Origin of the sequence: Escherichia ruysiae, from assembly GCF_031323975.1 — a bacterium.
GTDB classification, from domain to species: domain Bacteria; phylum Pseudomonadota; class Gammaproteobacteria; order Enterobacterales; family Enterobacteriaceae; genus Escherichia; species Escherichia ruysiae.
Map to the genome: position 1 here is coordinate 1,458,802 of NZ_JAVIWS010000001.1, position 20,074 is coordinate 1,478,875.

Consider the following 20,074-nt stretch of genomic DNA (forward strand, 5'->3'; position numbering starts at 1 on the left):
AATATCTATGAAACTCTCACGTATCAGCGCCATCAACTGGAACAAGATTACTGACGATAAAGATCTGGAGGTGTGGAATCGCCTGACCAGTAATTTCTGGCTACCGGAAAAAGTGCCACTGTCGAACGATATCCCCGCCTGGCAGACATTAAGCGCCGTAGAGCAACAACTGACGATGCGTGTTTTTACTGGCCTGACGCTACTCGACACGCTACAAAATGTTATCGGCGCACCTTCGCTGATGCCCGATGCGATCACGCCCCATGAAGAGGCGGTATTATCAAATATCAGCTTTATGGAAGCGGTTCATGCCCGCTCTTACAGTTCGATTTTCTCGACGCTGTGCCAGACAAAAGATGTCGATGCCGCCTACGCCTGGAGTGAAGAAAACGCGCCGTTGCAGCGAAAAGCACAGATTATTCAGCAACATTATCGCGGCGATAATCCGCTGAAAAAGAAAATCGCCAGTGTCTTTCTGGAATCATTTTTGTTCTACTCTGGCTTCTGGCTGCCGATGTATTTTTCCAGTCGCGGTAAGCTGACCAATACCGCCGACCTGATCCGTCTGATTATCCGCGATGAAGCAGTGCACGGTTATTACATCGGTTATAAATATCAGAAAAACCTGGAAAAAATCTCCCAGGCACAACGCGAAGAGTTAAAGAATTTTGCCTTCGATTTGTTGCTGGAACTCTACGACAACGAACTGCAATACACCGATGAGCTGTACGCCGAAACCTCGTGGGCTGACGATGTAAAAGCGTTTCTCTGCTACAACGCCAATAAAGCGTTGATGAATCTGGGGTACGAACCGCTTTTCCCGGCAGAAATGGCGGAAGTGAATCCGGCAATCCTCGCCGCGCTTTCGCCGAATGCCGATGAAAATCACGATTTCTTTTCCGGTTCTGGCTCCTCTTATGTGGTAGGAAAAGCGGTCGAAACAGAAGACGAAGACTGGAATTTCTGACACGGTTATTTAAAAAATATCACCAACCGCAGCAGGGAAATAATTTTCATTAAATGGCTTTTTATCACACAGATATTTTGTGGTGATCTACACTGATACTCTGTTGCATTATTCGCCTGAAACTACAATATTCAGGCGTTTTTCCGCTATCTATAACAAAAAATATCAACTTTTCTCGATTTGCTCTCAGCCCTTATATCACGGGAAATTCCGGCAATTTGCTCACATCAATATTCATGCCACATTTGCCATCAGGGGTTGCCTCAGATTCTCAGTATGTTAGGGTAGAAAAAAGTGACTATTTCCATCGGGTAATATATCGACATAAACAAATAACAGGAATCTTTCTATTGCATGGCAATTAAATTAGAAATTAAAAATCTCTATAAAATATTTGGCGAGCATCCACAACGGGCTTTCAAATATATCGAAAAAGGACTTTCAAAAGAACAAATTCTGGAAAAAACAGGTCTATCGCTTGGCGTAAAAGACGCCAGTCTGGCCATTGAAGAAGGCGAGATATTTGTCATCATGGGATTATCCGGTTCGGGTAAATCCACAATGGTACGCCTTCTCAATCGCCTGATTGAACCCACCCGTGGACAAGTACTGATTGACGGTGTGGATATTGCCAAAATATCCGATGCCGAACTCCGTGAGGTGCGCAGAAAAAAGATTGCGATGGTCTTCCAGTCCTTTGCCTTAATGCCACATATGACCGTGCTGGACAATACTGCGTTTGGTATGGAATTGGCCGGAATTAATGCCGAAGAACGCCGGGAAAAAGCCATTGATGCACTGCGTCAGGTCGGGCTGGAAAATTATGCCCACAGTTACCCGGACGAACTTTCTGGCGGGATGCGCCAACGTGTCGGATTGGCTCGCGCATTAGCCATCAATCCGGATATTTTATTAATGGATGAAGCCTTCTCGGCGCTCGACCCACTAATTCGCACCGAGATGCAGGATGAGCTGGTAAAATTACAGGCGAAACATCAGCGCACCATTGTATTTATTTCCCACGATCTCGATGAAGCTATGCGTATTGGCGACAGAATTGCCATTATGCAAAATGGTGAAGTCGTTCAGGTCGGTACACCGGATGAAATTCTCAATAATCCGGCGAATGATTATGTCCGTACCTTCTTCCGTGGCGTCGATATTAGCCAGGTGTTCAGCGCAAAAGATATTGCCCGCCGCAGCCCTAATGGCTTAATTCGTAAAACACCCGGCTTCGGCCCGCGTTCGGCGCTGAAATTATTGCAGGATGAAGACCGCGAATATGGTTACGTCATCGAACGCGGTAATAAATTTGTCGGCGCAGTGTCTATCGATTCGTTAAAAGCAGCATTAACGCAGCAGCAAGGTCTTGATGCGGCGCTGATTGATGCGCCGTTAGCGGTCGATGCTCAGACACCTCTTAGCGAGTTGCTCTCTCATGTCGGACAGGCGCCCTGTGCGGTGCCAGTGGTCGACGAGGACCAACAGTATGTCGGCATCATTTCGAAAGGAATGCTGCTGCGCGCTTTAGATCGTGAGGGGGTAAACAATGGCTGATCAAAATAATCCGTGGGATACCACACCAGCGGCGGACAGCGCCGCACAATCCGCAGACGCCTGGGGTACACCGACGACTGCACCGACTGACGGCGGTGGTGCTGACTGGCTGACCAGTACGCCTGCGCCAAACGTCGAGCATTTTAATATTCTCGATCCATTCCACAAGACGCTGATCCCACTCGACAGTTGGGTAACTGAAGGGATCGACTGGGTCGTTACCCATTTCCGTCCCGTCTTTCAGGGTGTGCGCGTTCCGGTGGATTATATTCTCAACGGTTTCCAGCAATTGCTGCTGGGTATGCCTGCACCTGTGGCGATTATCGTTTTCGCTCTCATCGCCTGGCAGATTTCCGGCGTCGGTATGGGCGTTGCGACATTGGTTTCACTGATTGCTATCGGCGCGATTGGCGCATGGTCGCAAGCAATGGTCACCCTGGCGCTGGTATTAACCGCCCTGCTGTTCTGTATCGTCATCGGTTTGCCGTTGGGGATCTGGCTGGCGAGAAGTCCGCGAGCGGCGAAAATTATTCGTCCACTGCTTGATGCCATGCAGACCACGCCAGCGTTTGTTTATCTGGTGCCAATCGTCATGCTGTTTGGTATCGGTAACGTGCCGGGCGTGGTGGTGACTATCATCTTTGCTCTGCCGCCGATTATCCGTCTGACCATTCTGGGGATTAACCAGGTTCCGGCGGATCTGATTGAAGCCTCGCGCTCATTCGGTGCCAGCCCGCGCCAGATGCTGTTCAAAGTTCAGTTACCGCTGGCGATGCCGACCATTATGGCGGGCGTTAACCAGACGCTGATGCTGGCTCTTTCAATGGTGGTCATCGCCTCGATGATTGCTGTTGGCGGGCTTGGTCAGATGGTTCTGCGCGGTATCGGTCGTCTGGATATGGGGCTTGCCACCGTTGGCGGCGTCGGGATTGTGATCCTCGCCATTATCCTCGATCGCCTGACGCAGGCCGTTGGGCGCGACTCACGCAGTCGCGGCAACCGTCGCTGGTACACCACTGGCCCTGTTGGTCTGCTGACCCGCCCATTCATTAAGTAACTCTGCACTTGCCCGGTGACGCCGGGCATTATCACCCTGCCAAAAAAAGGAATAACAATGCGACATAGCGTACTTTTTGCGACAGCGTTTGCCACGCTTATCTCTACACAAACTTTTGCTGCCGATCTGCCGGGCAAAGGCATTACTGTTAATCCAGTCCAGAGCACCATCACTGAAGAAACCTTCCAGACGCTGCTGGTCAGTCGTGCATTAGAGAAATTAGGTTATACCGTCAATAAACCCAGCGAAGTGGATTACAACGTTGGCTACACCTCGCTTGCTTCTGGCGATGCAACCTTCACCGCTGTGAACTGGACGCCGCTGCATGACAACATGTACGAAGCAGCCGGTGGCGATAAGAAATTTTATCGTGAAGGGGTATTTGTTAACGGCGCGGCGCAAGGTTACCTGATCGATAAAAAAACCGCCGACCAGTACAAAATCACCAACATCGCACAATTGAAAGATCCGAAGATCGCCAAACTATTTGATACCAACGGCGATGGCAAAGCGGATTTAACCGGCTGTAACCCCGGCTGGGGCTGCGAAGGTGCCATTAATCACCAGCTTGCCGCGTATGAACTGACCAACACCGTGACGCATAATCAGGGTAACTATGCGGCGATGATGGCTGACACCATCAGTCGTTACAAAGAGGGCAAGCCGGTGTTTTACTACACCTGGACGCCGTACTGGGTGAGTAACGAACTGAAGCCGGGCAAAGATGTCGTCTGGTTGCAGGTGCCGTTCTCCGCACTGCCGGGTGATAAAAACGCCGATACCAAACTACCGAATGGCGCAAATTACGGCTTCCCGGTCAGCACCATGCATATCGTTGCCAACAAAGCCTGGGCTGAGAAAAACCCGGCGGCAGCGAAACTGTTTGCCATTATGCAGTTGCCGGTGGCAGACATTAACGCCCAGAACGCCATTATGCATGACGGCAAAGCCTCAGAAGGCGATATTCAGGGTCACGTTGATGGCTGGATCAAAGCCCACCAGCAACAGTTCGATGGCTGGGTAAATGAGGCGCTGGCAGCGCAGAAGTAATTTTTATTCGGGCGGATAAGGCGTTTTTGCCGCATCCGCCATTCTGTACACAATGCCTGATGCGACGCTGACGCGTCTTATCATGCCTACACACCACACCGCACATTTCAACAATCTATCTTTCATCCCATATTCATCAACATCCGCTATTATTGGTTTTCAGACTCATCATCACCTGATAAACAATAATGACGAAACCCAATCACGAGCTTAGCCCGGCGCTGATCGTGCTAATGTCGATCGCCACCGGTCTGGCGGTCGCCAGCAACTATTACGCTCAGCCATTGCTCGACACTATCGCGCGTAACTTTTCCCTTTCTGCCAGTTCAGCGGGCTTTATTGTCACCGCCGCGCAGCTAGGTTATGCCGCCGGTCTGCTATTTCTTGTTCCCCTCGGTGATATGTTTGAACGCCGCCGCCTGATTGTCTCGATGACCTTACTGGCAGCGGGCGGTATGTTGATTACCGCCAGCAGTCAGTCACTGGCGATGATGATCCTCGGTACGGCATTAACGGGTTTATTCTCGGTCGTGGCACAAATTCTGGTTCCGCTGGCGGCAACACTGGCCTCGCCGGAAAAACGCGGCAAGGTGGTTGGCACAATTATGAGCGGCCTGCTACTGGGCATTTTGCTGGCGCGTACCGTTGCCGGGTTGCTGGCAAATCTCGGCGGCTGGCGCACCGTTTTCTGGGTCGCAGCAGTATTAATGGCGCTAATGGCGCTGGCGTTATGGCGCGGCCTGCCGCAGATGAAATCGGAGACGCACCTCAACTACCCACAGTTGTTAGGTTCCGTTTTCAGCATGTTTATCAGCGATAAGATCCTGCGCACCCGCGCGGTACTGGGCTGTCTGACCTTTGCTAACTTCAGCATTCTGTGGACATCAATGGCCTTTTTGCTTGCCGCGCCGCCTTTTAACTACAGCGATGGAACGATTGGTCTGTTTGGCCTTGCAGGAGCCGCTGGGGCGCTGGGCGCACGTCCGGCAGGTGGTTTTGCCGATAAGGGTCAATCGCACCTGACAACAACTTTCGGCCTACTGCTGCTGTTGCTTTCATGGCTGGCGATCTGGTTTGGTCACACTTCCGTGCTGGCGCTGATTATTGGCATCCTGGTGCTGGATCTCACCGTACAGGGCGTGCATATCACCAATCAAACCGTGATTTATCGTATTTATCCTGATGCACGTAATCGTCTGACCGCAGGCTATATGACCAGTTACTTTATTGGCGGTGCCGCCGGTTCACTGATTTCGGCCTCAGCCTGGCAACATGCCGGTTGGGCAGGCGTTTGCCTGGCTGGTGCGACGATTGCCCTGGTTAATCTGTTGGTCTGGTGGCGAGGTTTTCATCGTCAGGAAGCCGCTATTTAGACAATCAGCAACCGTTTTCGTGGCTTTACACTTATAAGGGTGTTAAGAAGCCCATCAGTCTGATAAGGTTAAGATATTCATTCAGTCCATTTATAATTTTAACAGTCGTTAAGCGTACACTCTATGGTAAGCCCTACTCCTCTGCCTGCTTCAGGTTCGGCGACCTTCATGGAAGGATGCAAAGACAGTTTACCGATTGTTATTAGTTATATTCCGGTGGCCTTTGCTTTCGGTCTGAATGCGACCCGTCTGGGATTTTCTCCTCTCGAAAGCGTTTTTTTCTCCTGCATCATTTATGCAGGCGCGAGTCAGTTCGTCATTACCACGATGCTGGCAGCCGGGAGTAGTTTGTGGGTCGCTGCGCTGACCGTCATGGCAATGGATGTTCGCCATATCCTGTATGGTCCATCGTTGCGTAGCCGCATTGTTCAGCGTTTGCAAAAATCGAAAACTGCATTGTGGGCGTTTGGCCTGACGGATGAAGTTTTTGCCGCAGCAACGGCAAAGCTGGTACGCAATAATCGCCGCTGGAGCGAGAACTGGATGATTGGCATTGCCTTCAGTTCATGGTCATCGTGGGTATTTGGTACGGTTATAGGGGCATTCTCTGGCAGCGGATTGCTGCAAGGTTATCCAGCCGTTGAAGCAGCATTAGGCTTTATGCTACCGGCGCTCTTTATGAGTTTTCTGCTCGCCTCTTTCCAGCGCAAACAATCCCTTTGCGTTACCGCAGCGTTAATCAGCGCCCTTGCGGGCGTAACGCTATTTTCTATTCCCGTCGCCATTCTGGCAGGCATTGTCTGTGGCTGCCTCACTGCGCTAATTCAGGCATTCTGGCAAGGAGCGCCCGATGAGCTATGAGGTTCTGCTGCTTGGGTTACTGGTTGGCGCGGTTAATTACTGCTTTCGCTATTTGCCGCTGCGCCTGCGTGTGGGTAATGCCCGCCCGACCAAACGTGGTGCGGTGGGTATTTTGCTCGACACCATTGGCATAGCCTCGATTTGTGCTCTGCTGGTTGTCTCTACCGCACCAGAAGTGATGCACGATACACGCCGTTTCGTGCCCACACTGGTTGGCTTCGCGGTACTGGGTGCCAGTTTCTATAAAACACGCAGCATTATCGTCCCTACACTGCTAAGTGCGCTGGCCTACGGGCTCGCCTGGAAAGTGATGGCGATTATATAACCCACAAGAATCAATTTTCTAAAACAATACATTTACTTTATTTGTCACTGTCGTTACTATATCGGCTGAAATTAATGAGGTCATACCCAAATGGATAGTTCGTTTACGCCCATTGAACAAATGCTAAAATTTCGCGCCAGCCGCCACGAAGATTTTCCTTACCAGGAAATCCTTCTGACCCGTCTTTGTATGCATATGCAGAGCAAGCTGCTGGAGAACCGCAATAAAATGCTGAAGGCTCAGGGGATTAACGAGACGTTGTTTATGGCGTTGATTACGCTGGAGTCTCAGGAAAACCACAGTATTCAGCCTTCTGAATTAAGTTGTGCTCTTGGATCATCCCGTACCAATGCGACGCGTATTGCCGATGAACTGGAAAAACGCGGTTGGATCGAGCGCCGTGAAAGCGACAACGATCGCCGCTGCCTGCATCTGCAATTAACGGAAAAAGGTCACGAGTTTTTGCGCGAGGTTTTACCGCCGCAGCATAACTGCCTGCATCAACTCTGGTCCGCGCTCAGCACTAGCGAAAAAGATCAGCTTGAGCAAATCACCCGCAAGTTGCTCTCCCGTCTCGACCAGATGGAACAAGACGGCATGGTCCTCGAAGCGATGAGCTAACGCGTCATCTCGCTCAAAAATCCAGATTTATAAAAGAAAAACTGACCGGCCAGCATCGCAACGTGCTGGCCTTTTTGGCAAGCAGGTCGGCTCAGCCGATGAGTTAAGAAGATCGTGGAGAACAATATGAGCGCAAATGCGGAGACTCAAAACCCGCAGCAACCGGTAAAGAAGAGCGGCAAACGTAAGAGTCTGCTCCTCCTTCTCACCTTGCTCTTTATCATTATTGCCGTAGCGATAGGAATTTATTGGTTTTTGGTACTGCGTCATTTTGAAGAGACCGATGACGCATACGTGGCAGGGAATCAGATTCAAATTATGTCTCAGGTGTCTGGCAGCGTGACGAAAGTCTGGGCCGATAACACCGATTTTGTAAAAGAAGGCGATGTGCTGGTCACTCTCGACCCGACAGATGCTCGCCAGGCGTTTGAAAAAGCCAAAACTGCACTGGCTTCCAGCGTTCGCCAAACCCACCAGCTGATGATTAACAGCAAGCAGTTGCAGGCGAATATTGAGGTGCAAAAAATCGCCCTCGCTAAAGCACAGAGCGACTACAACCGCCGTGTGCCGCTGGGCAATGCCAACCTGATTGGTCGCGAAGAACTGCAACACGCCCGCGACGCCGTCACCAGCGCCCAGGCGCAACTGGATGTCGCCATTCAACAATACAATGCCAATCAGGCGATGATTCTGGGAACTAAACTGGAAGATCAGCCTGCCGTGCAACAGGCCGCTACTGAAGTACGTAACGCCTGGCTGGCGCTGGAACGTACCCGTATTGTCAGCCCAATGACCGGCTATGTCTCCCGCCGAGCCGTTCAGCCTGGTGCGCAAATTAGCCCAACGACGCCGCTGATGGCGGTCGTTCCGGCTACCAATATGTGGGTGGATGCCAACTTTAAAGAGACGCAGATTGCCAATATGCGTATCGGTCAGCCGGTCACCATCACCACTGATATTTACGGCGATGATGTGAAATACACCGGTAAAGTGGTCGGTCTGGATATGGGTACAGGTAGCGCGTTCTCGCTGCTTCCGGCGCAAAATGCCACCGGTAACTGGATCAAAGTCGTTCAGCGTCTGCCTGTTCGTATTGAACTGGATCAGAAACAGCTGGAGCAATACCCACTGCGCATCGGTTTGTCCACGCTGGTGAGCGTCAATACCACTAACCGTGACGGTCAGGTACTGGCAAACAAAGTACGTTCTACGCCGGTCGCGGTAAGTACCGCGCGTGAAATCAGCCTGGCACCTGTCAATAAACTGATCGACGATATCGTAAAAGCTAACGCTGGCTAATCCAGAGGTGCGTGTGATGCAACAGCAAAAACCGCTGGAAGGCGCGCAACTGGTCATTATGACGATTGCGCTGTCACTGGCGACATTCATGCAGGTGCTGGACTCCACCATTGCTAACGTGGCGATCCCCACTATCGCCGGGAATCTGGGCTCATCGCTCAGCCAGGGAACGTGGGTGATCACCTCCTTCGGGGTGGCAAACGCCATCTCGATCCCCCTTACCGGCTGGCTGGCAAAACGCGTCGGGGAAGTGAAGCTGTTCCTCTGGTCAACCATCGCCTTCGCCATTGCGTCGTGGGCGTGTGGTGTTTCCAGTAGTCTGAATATGCTGATCTTCTTCCGCGTGATTCAGGGGATTGTCGCCGGGCCGTTGATCCCACTTTCGCAAAGTCTGTTACTGAATAACTACCCGCCAGCTAAACGCTCGATCGCGCTGGCGTTGTGGTCGATGACGGTGATTGTCGCGCCAATTTGCGGCCCAATCCTCGGCGGTTATATCAGTGATAATTACCACTGGGGCTGGATATTCTTCATCAACGTGCCAATTGGCGTGGCGGTGGTGTTGATGACACTGCAAACCCTGCGCGGACGCGAAACCCGTACAGAAAGGCGGCGAATTGATGCCGTGGGGCTGGCGCTGCTGGTGATTGGTATCGGTAGCCTGCAAATTATGCTCGACCGGGGTAAAGAGCTGGACTGGTTCTCATCGCAAGAAATTATCATCCTCACCGTGGTGGCGGTGGTGGCTATCAGCTTCCTGATTGTCTGGGAGTTGACCGACGATAACCCGATAGTCGACCTGTCACTGTTTAAATCGCGCAACTTCACAATTGGCTGCTTGTGTATCAGCCTCGCCTACATGCTCTACTTCGGCGCAATTGTTCTGTTGCCGCAATTATTGCAGGAAGTCTACGGCTACACGGCAACCTGGGCAGGGCTGGCATCTGCGCCGGTAGGGATTATTCCGGTGATCCTGTCGCCAATTATCGGCCGTTTTGCGCATAAACTGGATATGCGTCGGCTGGTAACCTTCAGCTTTATTATGTATGCCGTTTGCTTTTACTGGCGTGCTTATACCTTTGAACCGGGTATGGATTTTGGTGCATCGGCCTGGCCGCAGTTTATCCAGGGCTTCGCGGTGGCCTGCTTCTTTATGCCGCTGACCACCATTACGCTCTCTGGTTTGCCGCCGGAACGACTGGCGGCGGCGTCGAGTCTCTCCAACTTTACGCGAACGCTGGCGGGGTCTATAGGGACATCAATCACTACGACTATGTGGACTAACCGCGAGTCACTGCACCATGCGCAGTTGACCGAATCAGTGAATCCGTATAACCCGAACGCCCAGGCGATGTACCATCAACTGGAAGGGCTGGGAATGACGCAACAGCAAGCTTCCGGCTGGATTGCCCAGCAGATCACTAATCAGGGGTTGATTATTTCCGCCAATGAGATCTTCTGGATGTCAGCCGGGATATTCCTCGTCCTGCTGGGGCTGGTGTGGTTTGCCAGGCCGCCATTTGGCGCAGGTGGCGGCGGAGGCGGTGCGCACTGATGTTGTCAAAGGGAGCTGCGGCTCCCTTTTTATTTGCTCATTCTACAAACGGTTGTTTTATCCACTCAATCGGTGTATCTTCTCGCCGCCTCACACTCTTCCATTCACCATTAACCGGTTCTGAACATTCGTTCAGGTTGTTAATTCTCTTTTCCCTTCGCCCTCGCTTTCGCGGGTGATACTTACATTTTTCTTTTAACCCCAAAACTCGCACCCTCGCGGGCGTACATTTATTACACACCAAATAATGGATTATTATGAATACCCAACGTAAATACGGGAGAACCTGGCACTACCCTTTCTCCCCTGGCACCACCAGCGATGACCGCATTAACGCCAGTTACTGGCAAGATATGCAGGCAATTTCGCAACTGGTACATACTGAAAAACTCGACGGCGAAAATAACTGTCTTAATCGCTTCGGCGTGTTTGCCCGTTCCCATGCAGCCCCTACGGAATCGGCATGGAGCTATAATATTCGCCAACGCTGGCAACTACTGAAAAACGATCTCGGCGATCTGGAGTTGTTTGGCGAAAATCTTTATGCCGTTCACTCCATTGAATACCGGGCACTGGAGCAGGATTTTTATCTGTTTGCCGTTCGCTGTCAGGACATGTGGTTAAGCTGGGAAGAAGTTCAGTTTTACGCCGCCTTGTTTGATTTCCCCTGCGTCCCGGAAATTTCCGGCCCGCAGCCGGGGAATGATGAAAAAAGCTGGCAACATGATTTTCTGGCGCTGACCTGTGAGCGCGGCGCGTTCGATCCCTGGGATACGCAAACCGGGCAACCCTGTACGCTGGAAGGCATTGTCAGCCGAAATCGCGACGCATTTCCCGTTGCCGATTTTCCCCATAATGTATTCAAGTACGTGCGCAAAAATCATGTCAAAACCAGCGAACACTGGAAGCGCCACTGGCGTCGGGCGCGGATGGCACATGAGTTCGCTTATGGAGAACAGTCATGATTTGGCGACTTACCGACGATAAACGCTGGTCGACACTTCGCCAGCGTTTTAGCTGGGTTGAGGAGATGCATCACACGCCACAAGACCCGGAGCATCATGGTGAAGGTGACGTCGGCGTGCATACCGAAATGGTGCTTAACGCCCTCGTTACTCTGCCAGAATTTCAGCAACTCCCCGCTCAACAGCAGGAAGTTTTATGGGCGGCGGCGTTATTGCATGATGTTGAAAAGCGCAGCACTACCGTGCAGGAAAACGGACGTATTCAGTCGCCTGGCCACGCTCGTCGGGGCGAACTGACGGCCCGACAAATTTTATGGCGCGATATCCCCACACCATTTGTGCTGCGCGAGCAAATCGTTGCACTGGTGCGTCTGCATGGGTTACCGCTATGGTTACTGGAACGTCCGGAACCGGAGCGTTTACTGCTCACTGCTGCGATGCGCGTCGACACGCGTCTGCTCGCCCTGCTTGCCCGTGCCGATCTGCTTGGTCGTCATTGCCCTGATAAGCAGTCAATGCTGGAACGCATCGATCTGTTCGTGCTGTTTTGCCAGGAGCAACAATGCTGGGGAAAAGTGCGCCCATTCGTTTCTGATTCCGCACGCTGGCATTACCTGACCCATGAACAAAGTTCTCCCGATTTTGTTCCCTGGGAGGCTGAACATTTTGAAGTTACTTTGCTGTGTGGCTTACCGGGAATGGGCAAAGATCGCTATATCAGTGAACAGTGCCAGGGAATGGATGTTATCAGCCTTGATGACATGCGGCGGCGAATCAATGCCAGCCCGGACGACAAAACCGCCACCGGGCGTATTGTGCAACAGGCAAAAGAAGAGGCGCGCGTGCGACTTCGGCAAAAGAAGTCGTTTGTCTGGAATGCAACGAACATTACCCGCCAGCTGCGTAGCCAGCTTATCAGTCTGTTTACGGCTTACGGCGCACGAGTAAAAATCGTTTATCTGGAAGTGCCGTGGTCGCAATGGAAGCAGCAAAATGCCAGACGCGAGTATGCCGTTCCTGAAGCGGTGGTGATGCGGATGGCCTCAAGGCTGGAAGTTCCACAACCTGATGAAGCGCATAGCGTGGAATATCGGGTGACTGACAGGTAGAAAGCCGGAGAATTAAACACCTGCCCGATACGTTTATCGTATCGGGCAGATTTACATTGCCTGAGAAGAGAATACTTTTGCACTTTTCTTAATGAGGAAATATTTAATCTTATTATTTACGTGCATATAACCCATGCATGGAAACCAGACTTACATTATTTTTTGATAATAATCCTGGTGTTTTTTATATCTAAAAAGATGTGCAAACAATAAACATGCAATTAATCAGTTACTGTTACTAACCCCGCAAAATTCCGAAAAAACATCTTATTGATTTCCTTTGCTTTTTCTTTGCTCATTTTTATGCCTTAAGACATTTAAAAATTTCCGCTAAGTAAAATTATGCACCTTATTTTCACCCTAATGCCTAAACCATCAAAACAAATTAATATCAAATTAATCACAAATTAAACTGATTTATAATTATTGGCCTCACACACTACCCTTCATTTACAGAACAGCAACCTGATTCAGCGGCCTTAAAATCTAATTTTTTACGTAGTTACTGTGGATTCGCTATTTATCTTAAAATAAATCATAAGGATGAAAATTAACTTTATGAATATCAGACAGCATCCCTTGTCCACGCTGGCAATAGCTATTTCAACTGTGCTATCAATACCAATTTCTCAGGCATGGACACCACCAGCCACTATCAACAGCGATGTGACAATCAATAATAATGATGTCGTAACCTTATCTTCATCAGAAAATAACTCACCAGTATGGGACCAGTTTCGGTATCTTAATGTTGGAGCAACAAGTGCAGGAACGTTGAATATAGACGGGCGGGATCTGACTACTGCTAAAATCGTAATCGGTAATGCGACGTCAGGGACAATAAAATTAGAAAATAACACTCATCTGACGCTTAGTCATGCATCGCCTAATGAACGCGATATTTACCTGGGAACTAATGGCGGTTCAGGAACTTTAATGGTACTTAGCGGTAGTACTATCACCGATTTAAATGAATTCAGAATTGGTGAATTTAATTACCAGGCACAGGGGCAAGTCGTTATTGACGGTGAGGGATCATCCGTTGCCGCACGGTATGTGATGGTAGGCGATCAGGGGACAGGTAAACTCGAAATCACTCATGGCGGTCATCTTACAGCGTCAAAAGATATGATCATTGGCTTTAATGGAAATATGGAGAATTTTCAGGGAACGGGATACGGTGAAACGCTGGTTGATGGTGACAATTCTTCATTAGCCGTGAATGAGTTTATCTCCCTTGGGGGATTGGGCTCATTGCTGAACGAAGCAAAGGGTATTCTTACCGTGAGTAATAATGCCACGGTCAGCGCGAATCAATTTATCTGGCTTGGAATGGACGAAACCAGCACCGGTATTCTAAACATTGGTGGAGCGCAGGGAGAAGCCGAGCAAAAAGCGGGGGCAATTAAGACGCCGATTATCCATATGGGAAGCGAGGTCGGGGACAGTACTGCCCAGATTAATTTCAACCATTCCAGCGAAGATTTTATCCTGGCAGCAGATATCGTTGGCAAAGGCGAGGTTAACCAGGTAGGTTCCGGAGTCACGACGTTGGCTGGCGCAAATACCTATTCTGGCCAAACGAATATTAGTAAAGGCACCCTGCGCGCCGGTATCAACGATACCTTTAGTCCAAACTCCAGTTATGTCGTCTCCAGTGGAGGGAATATTGATTTAGCTGGTTTTTCACAAACCTTAAATGCACTGGATTTGGCGGGTACGGCAACACTATCGTCCTCAAAAAATGGCGACAAATTCACGCCTGCCACACTCACCATCAATGGCAATTACACCGCTAATAACGGTTTGTTAGTTATGCGTACCGCACTCGGCGATGATAATTCTGCGACCGATAAATTAATTGTAAAAGGCAACACGTCTGGTCATACCCGTGTGAGTGTTCATAATGCCGGTGGTCAGGGCGCCGATACGCTTGAAGGTATCCGCATTGTTGAAATAACGGGGGCATCAGAGGGTACGTTTAGTAAAGAAGGCCGTATTGTTGCCGGAGCCTATGATTACAACGTGACGAAAAGTGACGATCAGAACTGGTACTTAACCAGTGAAACCCCACTTATACCACCTGTTGACCCTGTAATACCTGATTCACCAGAGCCACCTGATACACCGACACCGGCTTCTCCTTATACCCCCGTTTCACCAGAACCACTACCAGAAAGAAAGCATCAGTATCGCCCGGAGATTAGTAGCTATCTGGCCAATATTCAGGCTGCAAATACGCTGTTTAATACCCGGCTGCATGACCGTCTGGGGGAAACACAGTACACCGACCTGCTAACCGGCGAGCAGAAAGTGACCAGTCTGTGGTTACGTAACATTGGCGGACATAACCGCTTTAAGGATCGCTCAGATGAACTGAGCACTCAGAGCAACCGTTATGTTCTGCAACTTGGCGGCGATCTTGCGCAATGGAGCAGTAACGCACTCGATCGCTGGCATCTCGGCCTGATGGCTGGCTATGCCAACAGCAAGAGCCACACACATTCCAGCCTGACCGGCTACAACTCACGCGGGCAAATCGACGGCTACAGTGTGGGCGTGTATGGCACCTGGTACGCTAACGAAGCAGATAAAACAGGAACTTATGTTGATAGCTGGTTGCTCTATAACTGGTTTGATAACACCGTCTCCGGCGAGTATCTGCCCAGTGAAAAATATCACTCTGACGGTATCACCGCCGCCATTGAAGCGGGTTATACCTTCCGTCTTGGTGAAAGCGCAGATGCCCGCACCAGCTACTGGTTGCAGCCTAAAATGCAACTGACGTGGATGGATGTGAAGGCAGACAATCATACTGAAGACAATGGCACTCTGGTTGAGGACAGCACCGAAGGCAACCTGCAAACGCGTCTGGGGGTGAAAGCGTACCTGCAAGGTCATAATGCTATTGATGATCATAAAGCGCGTTCCTTCCAGCCTTTCGTGGAAACCAACTGGATTTATAACTCCCGCAATTACAGCGTGAAGATGGATGGCATCAGCGATGAGATCATCGGTACACGTAACATCGGTGAGCTAAAAGTTGGGGTGGAAGGTCAGCTTAATCCACGTCTGCAACTGTGGGGCAACGTCGCCCAGCAGTTGGGGGACAACGGTTACAGCGATACCCAGGGAATGCTGGGCATGAAATATCTCTTTTAATACCACTTTGCCGCCCGTCACGTACGGGTGGCGCGCTCCCCGCATCAACCTGATAAGCGTAGCACATCAGGCAAGCCGGACAGTGATATCACCGCCCGGCTTCTTCTTCTTAAACGGGCTAGATGTGCAGTTCCTGCAACTTCTCTTTCGGCAGCGCCAGTTCCTCATTGCTGTTGATACGCACGTCGCGCTCCAGAATGCTACGTGCAATATCCTGTGCTTCCTGCAACGAGTGCATCTGGAAAGTACCGCACTGGTAGACATTCAGTTCAGGGATCTGATTCTGATCCTTCACTTTCAGCACATCTTCCATTGCCGCCTTCCAGGCATCAGCAACACGCTGCTCATCTGGCGTACCAATCAGACTCATATAGAAACCGGTGCGGCAACCCATTGGCGAGATATCAATAATCTCAACGCCGTTACCGTTAAGATGGTTGCGCATAAAACCAGCAAACAGATGCTCCAGGGTATGGATACCTTTTTCTGGCATTACTTCTTTGTTCGGCACGCAGAAACGCAGATCGAACACGGTGATTGCGTCGCCATGCGGGGTGTTCATTGTTTTCGCCACCCGAACTGCAGGCGCTTCCATCCTGGTATGATCGACTGTGAAGCTATCTAACAACGGCATTTAGCCACCTCCGGTAATTTTTTTTAAAATATTCTGAACTCTTTGTTCCCAGGCGAGTCTGAGTATATGAAAGACGCGCATTTGTTATCATCATCCCTGAATTCAGAGATGAAATTTTGGCCACTCACGAGTGGCCTTTTTCTTTTCTATCAGCTGTGTTTTTCCAGCCACACCTTGAACGACTCGGTGTCTGCGGCTTCCATTTCCTGCTGACGGCGTTTAGACGCTTCGCGCTCGGCAATAAAATCGTCTTCACGCAGAATTTCCAGCGGCTCTTCACGCAACAAATTGCGATAAGCCTCACCAAACGCTTTCCCGGTTCCGCCAATACCAGTATCAATCATAGACCGTAAGATGCGGGCGGAGAAAGTCAGATCGGGATTATCAAAGCAGGCCACCAGTTCATCACACACTTTCTGGTATGCTTCGCCGCCGTTAATGCTGTCCAGCGTTTGCGCGACGCGTTTCAGATCCTGGAACAGATCTTTGCCCACCTGCGGCAACGGGAATTGCGCAGTTTCACAGCCAATTCCCAGTGTCAGCCCCGGCTTACGTCCTTCGAGGATCACCCGGTTCCAGTTGACGCGTGTACAGGCAAGTTCACTACTGCTCATTTCCGGTGCATCAGCCAGCGCACACCAGACCATAAACAGGTCGAGGAATCGCACCTGCTGCTCATCAACACCAATCGGCGAGAATGGGTTGATATCCAGCGAACGCACTTCGATATATTCAATGCCGCCGCGTAACAGCGCATCTGAAGGCGACTCGCCGCTGCGAGTAACGCGTTTCGGACGAATCGGCGCATACAGCTCGTTTTCAATCTGCAGCACGTTGCTGTTGATTTGCAGCCGCTTGCCGTCTTTCTCAAGACCAATCGTCGCGTACTCTTCCGACGGCGTTTTAATTGCCCGCTTCAGACCCGCTACATACTCGTAGAGATCATTAAAGGTAATACCAAGATTACTTTGCGATTTATTGGTATAGCCCAGATCGCTCAAACGTAGCGATGTTGCATACGGCAGGTAATACATGCCGCACTCGGTTTTCTCAAACGGCAGCGACGTCGGTTTACCTTGCAGGAAAGAAGAACAAATTGCCGGAGATGCGCCAAACAGGTACGGGATCACCCAACCGAAGCGATAGTAGTTACGAATAGCGCGGAAGTAGCCCGCAGAGATTTTCTCTTTGGCGTCAACGCCCGAGATATCACCACACTTCGCTTGCCAGAATGCCATTGGTAAAGAGAAGTTGTAGTGTACGCCGGAGATGGTTTGCATCAGCGCGCCATAGCGATTTTTCAGCCCTTCACGGTACAGCGTTTTAAAGCGCCCTGTATTGGACGTTCCATACTGCGCCAGTTCGATATCCTGACCTTCCGCGATGTAACATGGCATACTTAACGGCCACATCCGCTCATCGCCAATATTACGCGCGGTATAGCGATGCAAATCGCGCATAAAGGTCAACATATGCTCAATATCGCCATCGACCGGCGTAATGAACTCCAGCAACGCTTCGGCAAAATCGGTGGTGATCCATTTATGCGTCAGTGCGGAACCTAATGCTTCAGGATGACCGGTTGTTGCCAGAGTGCCATCTGGGTTAACACGCAAAGTTTCGCGCTCAAGACCACGCTGTATCCCCTTTAATGCCTGAGGATGTTTTTCCAGCCAGGCCAGCGCCTGTGATACGTCCGGGATCAAATTGACCTCCCGCCTGTCAAAATCGTTTTAATTAGCATAACTGTAATGGTGGCCATGTGTGCAGGCCTACAATTAGTGCCACCACATCATGCCCTGAACGGTGGCTGCTGCAACCGCAACATAGCGCAACGCTTTACCAAGGCACAAAAAAAAGATTACTGGTCCCCACGAGATGCGCATCCATCCCGCTAACAGACACAGTAAGTCGCCAATCACTGGCATCCAGCTTAATAAGAGTGTGACTGCGCCATAGCGTTTCAGCCAGCCAATGGCTTTTTCTTGCCAGCGCGATGTTTTGCGCAATGGAAAGAAACGCCCAAGGATAACGTTAGTTAACCCTCCAAGGCTATTACCCATTGTTGCTGTTAATACTAAAACCCAGGGATGACTCACCCCAGAAAGTAACATTGCGACCAGCACAACTTCCGAATTGCCGGGTAGTAGTGTAGCGCTGAGAAAACTACTGGCAAACAACGAGAAGAGCGACAGCGACTCACTCACAGCAAGCGAACATCCACGGCGTCCATGCCTGCGGCGCGAGCGGCCTGTATGCCAAAATCGGCATCTTCAAAGACAACGCACTGTGTTGGTTGCACGCCCATACGCTGCGCACACAGCAAAAACGTGTCTGGTGCAGGTTTATGGTGTTTGACGTGATCGGCAGCGACAACCGCGTCAAAATAACGACGTAATCCCAGATGCGTTAGCAGCGCCTCAGCAATGGCGCTTTCACTCCCCGTACCGACAGCCATTGGGCGACGACCGTGCCAGCTTTTCACCACTTCAACAAGAGGAAGCGGTTCGACGCTATCGAGCAACATGCTTCTTACGGCATCGGTTTTCTCGCGGGCTAATGCATGGGGATCGAGATCGGCCTGATTCAGCTCAATAATCGCCTGGGCTATACGCCAGGTGGGCGAGCCATTAAGCGCAATCATGGCCTGTACATCGTACTGAAGACCGTAGCGTCCTAATACTTCACGCCACGCTTTACGGTGCGTGGGTTCTGTATCCAGGATTGTGCCATCCATATCAAAAATTAAACCTGCATAACGCTCGTACATTGTCTTCTCGCAAGTCGAAAAATATGACGCTACTTTAGCGTAATTGCTTGATTTTGTCGCCGATGCGAAGGGGAAGATTATTCAGGATATGGATAAAATAGTTATTTAGAAATGAGATGTTTTTGGAGGAAATTGTTGGAGAAGATGGTGCATCCGGGAGGATGACTCACTGGCGTTCGCCCTTCGGGTCGTTGCTGGCGCAACGTTATCCTCCCTGGTGCATACATCAATATTGCAGACCATGAGGATCATCAATCGCGGATAATACGGAGAAGATGGTGCATCCGGGAGGATTCGAACCTCCGACCGCTCGGTTCGTAGCCGAGTACTCTATCCAGCTGAGCTACGGATGCATCGGGAAAATTTATTTTACTGCTGATATTGATATCGCTACGAAAGCCATATCAAGTAATGATGGTGCATCCGGGAGGATTCGAACCTCCGACCGCTCGGTTCGTAGCCGAGTACTCTATCCAGCTGAGCTACGGATGCATCGGGAAAATTATTTTACTGCTGATATTGATATCGCTACGAAAGCCATATCAAGTAATGATGGTGCATCCGGGAGGATTCGAACCTCCGACCGCTCGGTTCGTAGCCGAGTACTCTATCCAGCTGAGCTACGGATGCATCGGGAAAATTATTTTACTACTGATATTGATATCGCTACGAAAGCTATATCAAGTAAGAGATGGTGCATCCGGGAGGATTCGAACCTCCGACCGCTCGGTTCGTAGCCGAGTACTCTATCCAGCTGAGCTACGGATGC

General features: G+C 50.5%; 17 protein-coding genes and 4 tRNA genes. 13 read left to right on the forward strand and 8 right to left on the reverse strand.

Translation table 11 applies throughout. The features are described from left to right. The first annotated feature begins 7 nt into the window (after positions 1-7). The 13 genes from nrdF to RGV86_RS07355 all read left to right on the forward strand — a co-directional run bounded on the left by nrdF (position 8) and on the right by RGV86_RS07355 (position 15,901). Positions 8-967 (forward strand): class 1b ribonucleoside-diphosphate reductase subunit beta, encoded by a 960-nt coding sequence (nrdF, locus tag RGV86_RS07295; protein WP_085461063.1) that lies wholly within the window; start codon positions 8-10, stop codon positions 965-967. A gap of 354 nt (positions 968-1,321) precedes the next feature. Beyond that, entirely contained in the window at positions 1,322-2,524 is a 1,203-nt protein-coding gene (gene proV, locus RGV86_RS07300; protein WP_000985478.1) for a glycine betaine/L-proline ABC transporter ATP-binding protein ProV, read from the forward strand. Then, positions 2,517-3,581, forward strand: a complete 1,065-nt coding sequence (gene proW, locus RGV86_RS07305) for a glycine betaine/L-proline ABC transporter permease ProW (RefSeq protein ID WP_000774988.1) — start codon at positions 2,517-2,519, stop codon at positions 3,579-3,581. The genes proV and proW overlap by 8 nt, the downstream gene beginning before the upstream one ends. Before the next feature lie 57 nt (positions 3,582-3,638). Further along, entirely contained in the window at positions 3,639-4,631 is a 993-nt protein-coding gene (gene proX / locus RGV86_RS07310) for a glycine betaine/L-proline ABC transporter substrate-binding protein ProX (protein ID WP_001216525.1), read from the forward strand. Between the two features lie 188 nt (positions 4,632-4,819). Further along, a complete protein-coding gene (locus RGV86_RS07315; protein WP_000165720.1) occupies positions 4,820-6,004 on the forward strand; it encodes an MFS transporter in 1,185 nt (394 codons plus the stop codon). Between the two features lie 123 nt (positions 6,005-6,127). After that, positions 6,128-6,865, forward strand: a complete 738-nt coding sequence (gene ygaZ / locus RGV86_RS07320) for an L-valine exporter subunit YgaZ (RefSeq protein ID WP_309508393.1) — start codon at positions 6,128-6,130, stop codon at positions 6,863-6,865. Next, complete coding sequence (gene ygaH / locus RGV86_RS07325; protein WP_000119757.1) at positions 6,855-7,190, forward strand: L-valine transporter subunit YgaH; 336 nt, start codon at positions 6,855-6,857, stop codon at positions 7,188-7,190. The genes ygaZ and ygaH overlap by 11 nt, the downstream gene beginning before the upstream one ends. A gap of 90 nt (positions 7,191-7,280) precedes the next feature. Further along, positions 7,281-7,811, forward strand: a complete 531-nt coding sequence (gene emrR, locus RGV86_RS07330; protein ID WP_000378436.1) for a multidrug efflux transporter EmrAB transcriptional repressor EmrR — start codon at positions 7,281-7,283, stop codon at positions 7,809-7,811. A gap of 126 nt (positions 7,812-7,937) precedes the next feature. Beyond that, positions 7,938-9,110 carry a multidrug efflux MFS transporter periplasmic adaptor subunit EmrA gene (gene emrA / locus RGV86_RS07335; RefSeq protein ID WP_032226033.1) on the forward strand — a complete coding sequence of 391 codons (1,173 nt, stop codon included), beginning with the start codon at positions 7,938-7,940 and terminating at the stop codon, positions 9,108-9,110. A 16-nt stretch (positions 9,111-9,126) separates the two neighbouring features. Next, positions 9,127-10,665, forward strand: coding sequence for a multidrug efflux MFS transporter permease subunit EmrB (emrB, locus tag RGV86_RS07340; protein ID WP_001516928.1), 1,539 nt, complete (start codon positions 9,127-9,129; stop codon positions 10,663-10,665). Positions 10,666-10,922: 257 nt separating this feature from the next. Further along, the gene (locus RGV86_RS07345) at positions 10,923-11,630 is read left to right on the forward strand and encodes an RNA ligase family protein (protein ID WP_085461064.1); all 708 of its coding nucleotides are present in this window, start codon (positions 10,923-10,925) and stop codon (positions 11,628-11,630) included. Then, the gene (locus RGV86_RS07350) at positions 11,627-12,739 is read left to right on the forward strand and encodes an ATP-binding protein (protein ID WP_000638289.1); all 1,113 of its coding nucleotides are present in this window, start codon (positions 11,627-11,629) and stop codon (positions 12,737-12,739) included. Before RGV86_RS07345 ends, RGV86_RS07350 begins: the two co-directional genes overlap by 4 nt. A gap of 558 nt (positions 12,740-13,297) precedes the next feature. Beyond that, positions 13,298-15,901: an autotransporter outer membrane beta-barrel domain-containing protein gene (locus RGV86_RS07355; protein WP_085461297.1), complete on the forward strand. Its 2,604-nt coding sequence runs from the start codon at positions 13,298-13,300 to the stop codon at positions 15,899-15,901. Between the two features lie 118 nt (positions 15,902-16,019). Here RGV86_RS07355 and luxS read toward each other — a convergent pair whose 3' ends face one another. The 8 genes from luxS to RGV86_RS07395 all read right to left on the reverse strand — a co-directional run bounded on the left by luxS (position 16,020) and on the right by RGV86_RS07395 (position 20,074). Next, entirely contained in the window at positions 16,020-16,535 is a 516-nt protein-coding gene (luxS, locus tag RGV86_RS07360) for an S-ribosylhomocysteine lyase (protein WP_032226039.1), read from the reverse strand. A 149-nt stretch (positions 16,536-16,684) separates the two neighbouring features. Then, positions 16,685-18,241 (reverse strand): glutamate--cysteine ligase, encoded by a 1,557-nt coding sequence (gene gshA / locus RGV86_RS07365; RefSeq protein ID WP_085461065.1) that lies wholly within the window; start codon positions 18,239-18,241, stop codon positions 16,685-16,687. Between the two features lie 72 nt (positions 18,242-18,313). Then, positions 18,314-18,742 (reverse strand): YqaA family protein, encoded by a 429-nt coding sequence (locus RGV86_RS07370; protein ID WP_000004484.1) that lies wholly within the window; start codon positions 18,740-18,742, stop codon positions 18,314-18,316. After that, entirely contained in the window at positions 18,739-19,305 is a 567-nt protein-coding gene (gene yqaB / locus RGV86_RS07375) for a fructose-1-phosphate/6-phosphogluconate phosphatase (RefSeq protein ID WP_000273321.1), read from the reverse strand. The genes RGV86_RS07370 and yqaB overlap by 4 nt, the downstream gene beginning before the upstream one ends. Positions 19,306-19,581: 276 nt before the next feature. Continuing rightward, a tRNA-Arg gene (locus RGV86_RS07380) sits at positions 19,582-19,658 on the reverse strand. 62 nt (positions 19,659-19,720) lie between these two features. Beyond that, a tRNA-Arg gene (locus RGV86_RS07385) sits at positions 19,721-19,797 on the reverse strand. 61 nt (positions 19,798-19,858) lie between these two features. Next, positions 19,859-19,935, reverse strand: a tRNA-Arg gene (locus RGV86_RS07390). A gap of 62 nt (positions 19,936-19,997) precedes the next feature. Then, a tRNA-Arg gene (locus RGV86_RS07395) sits at positions 19,998-20,074 on the reverse strand.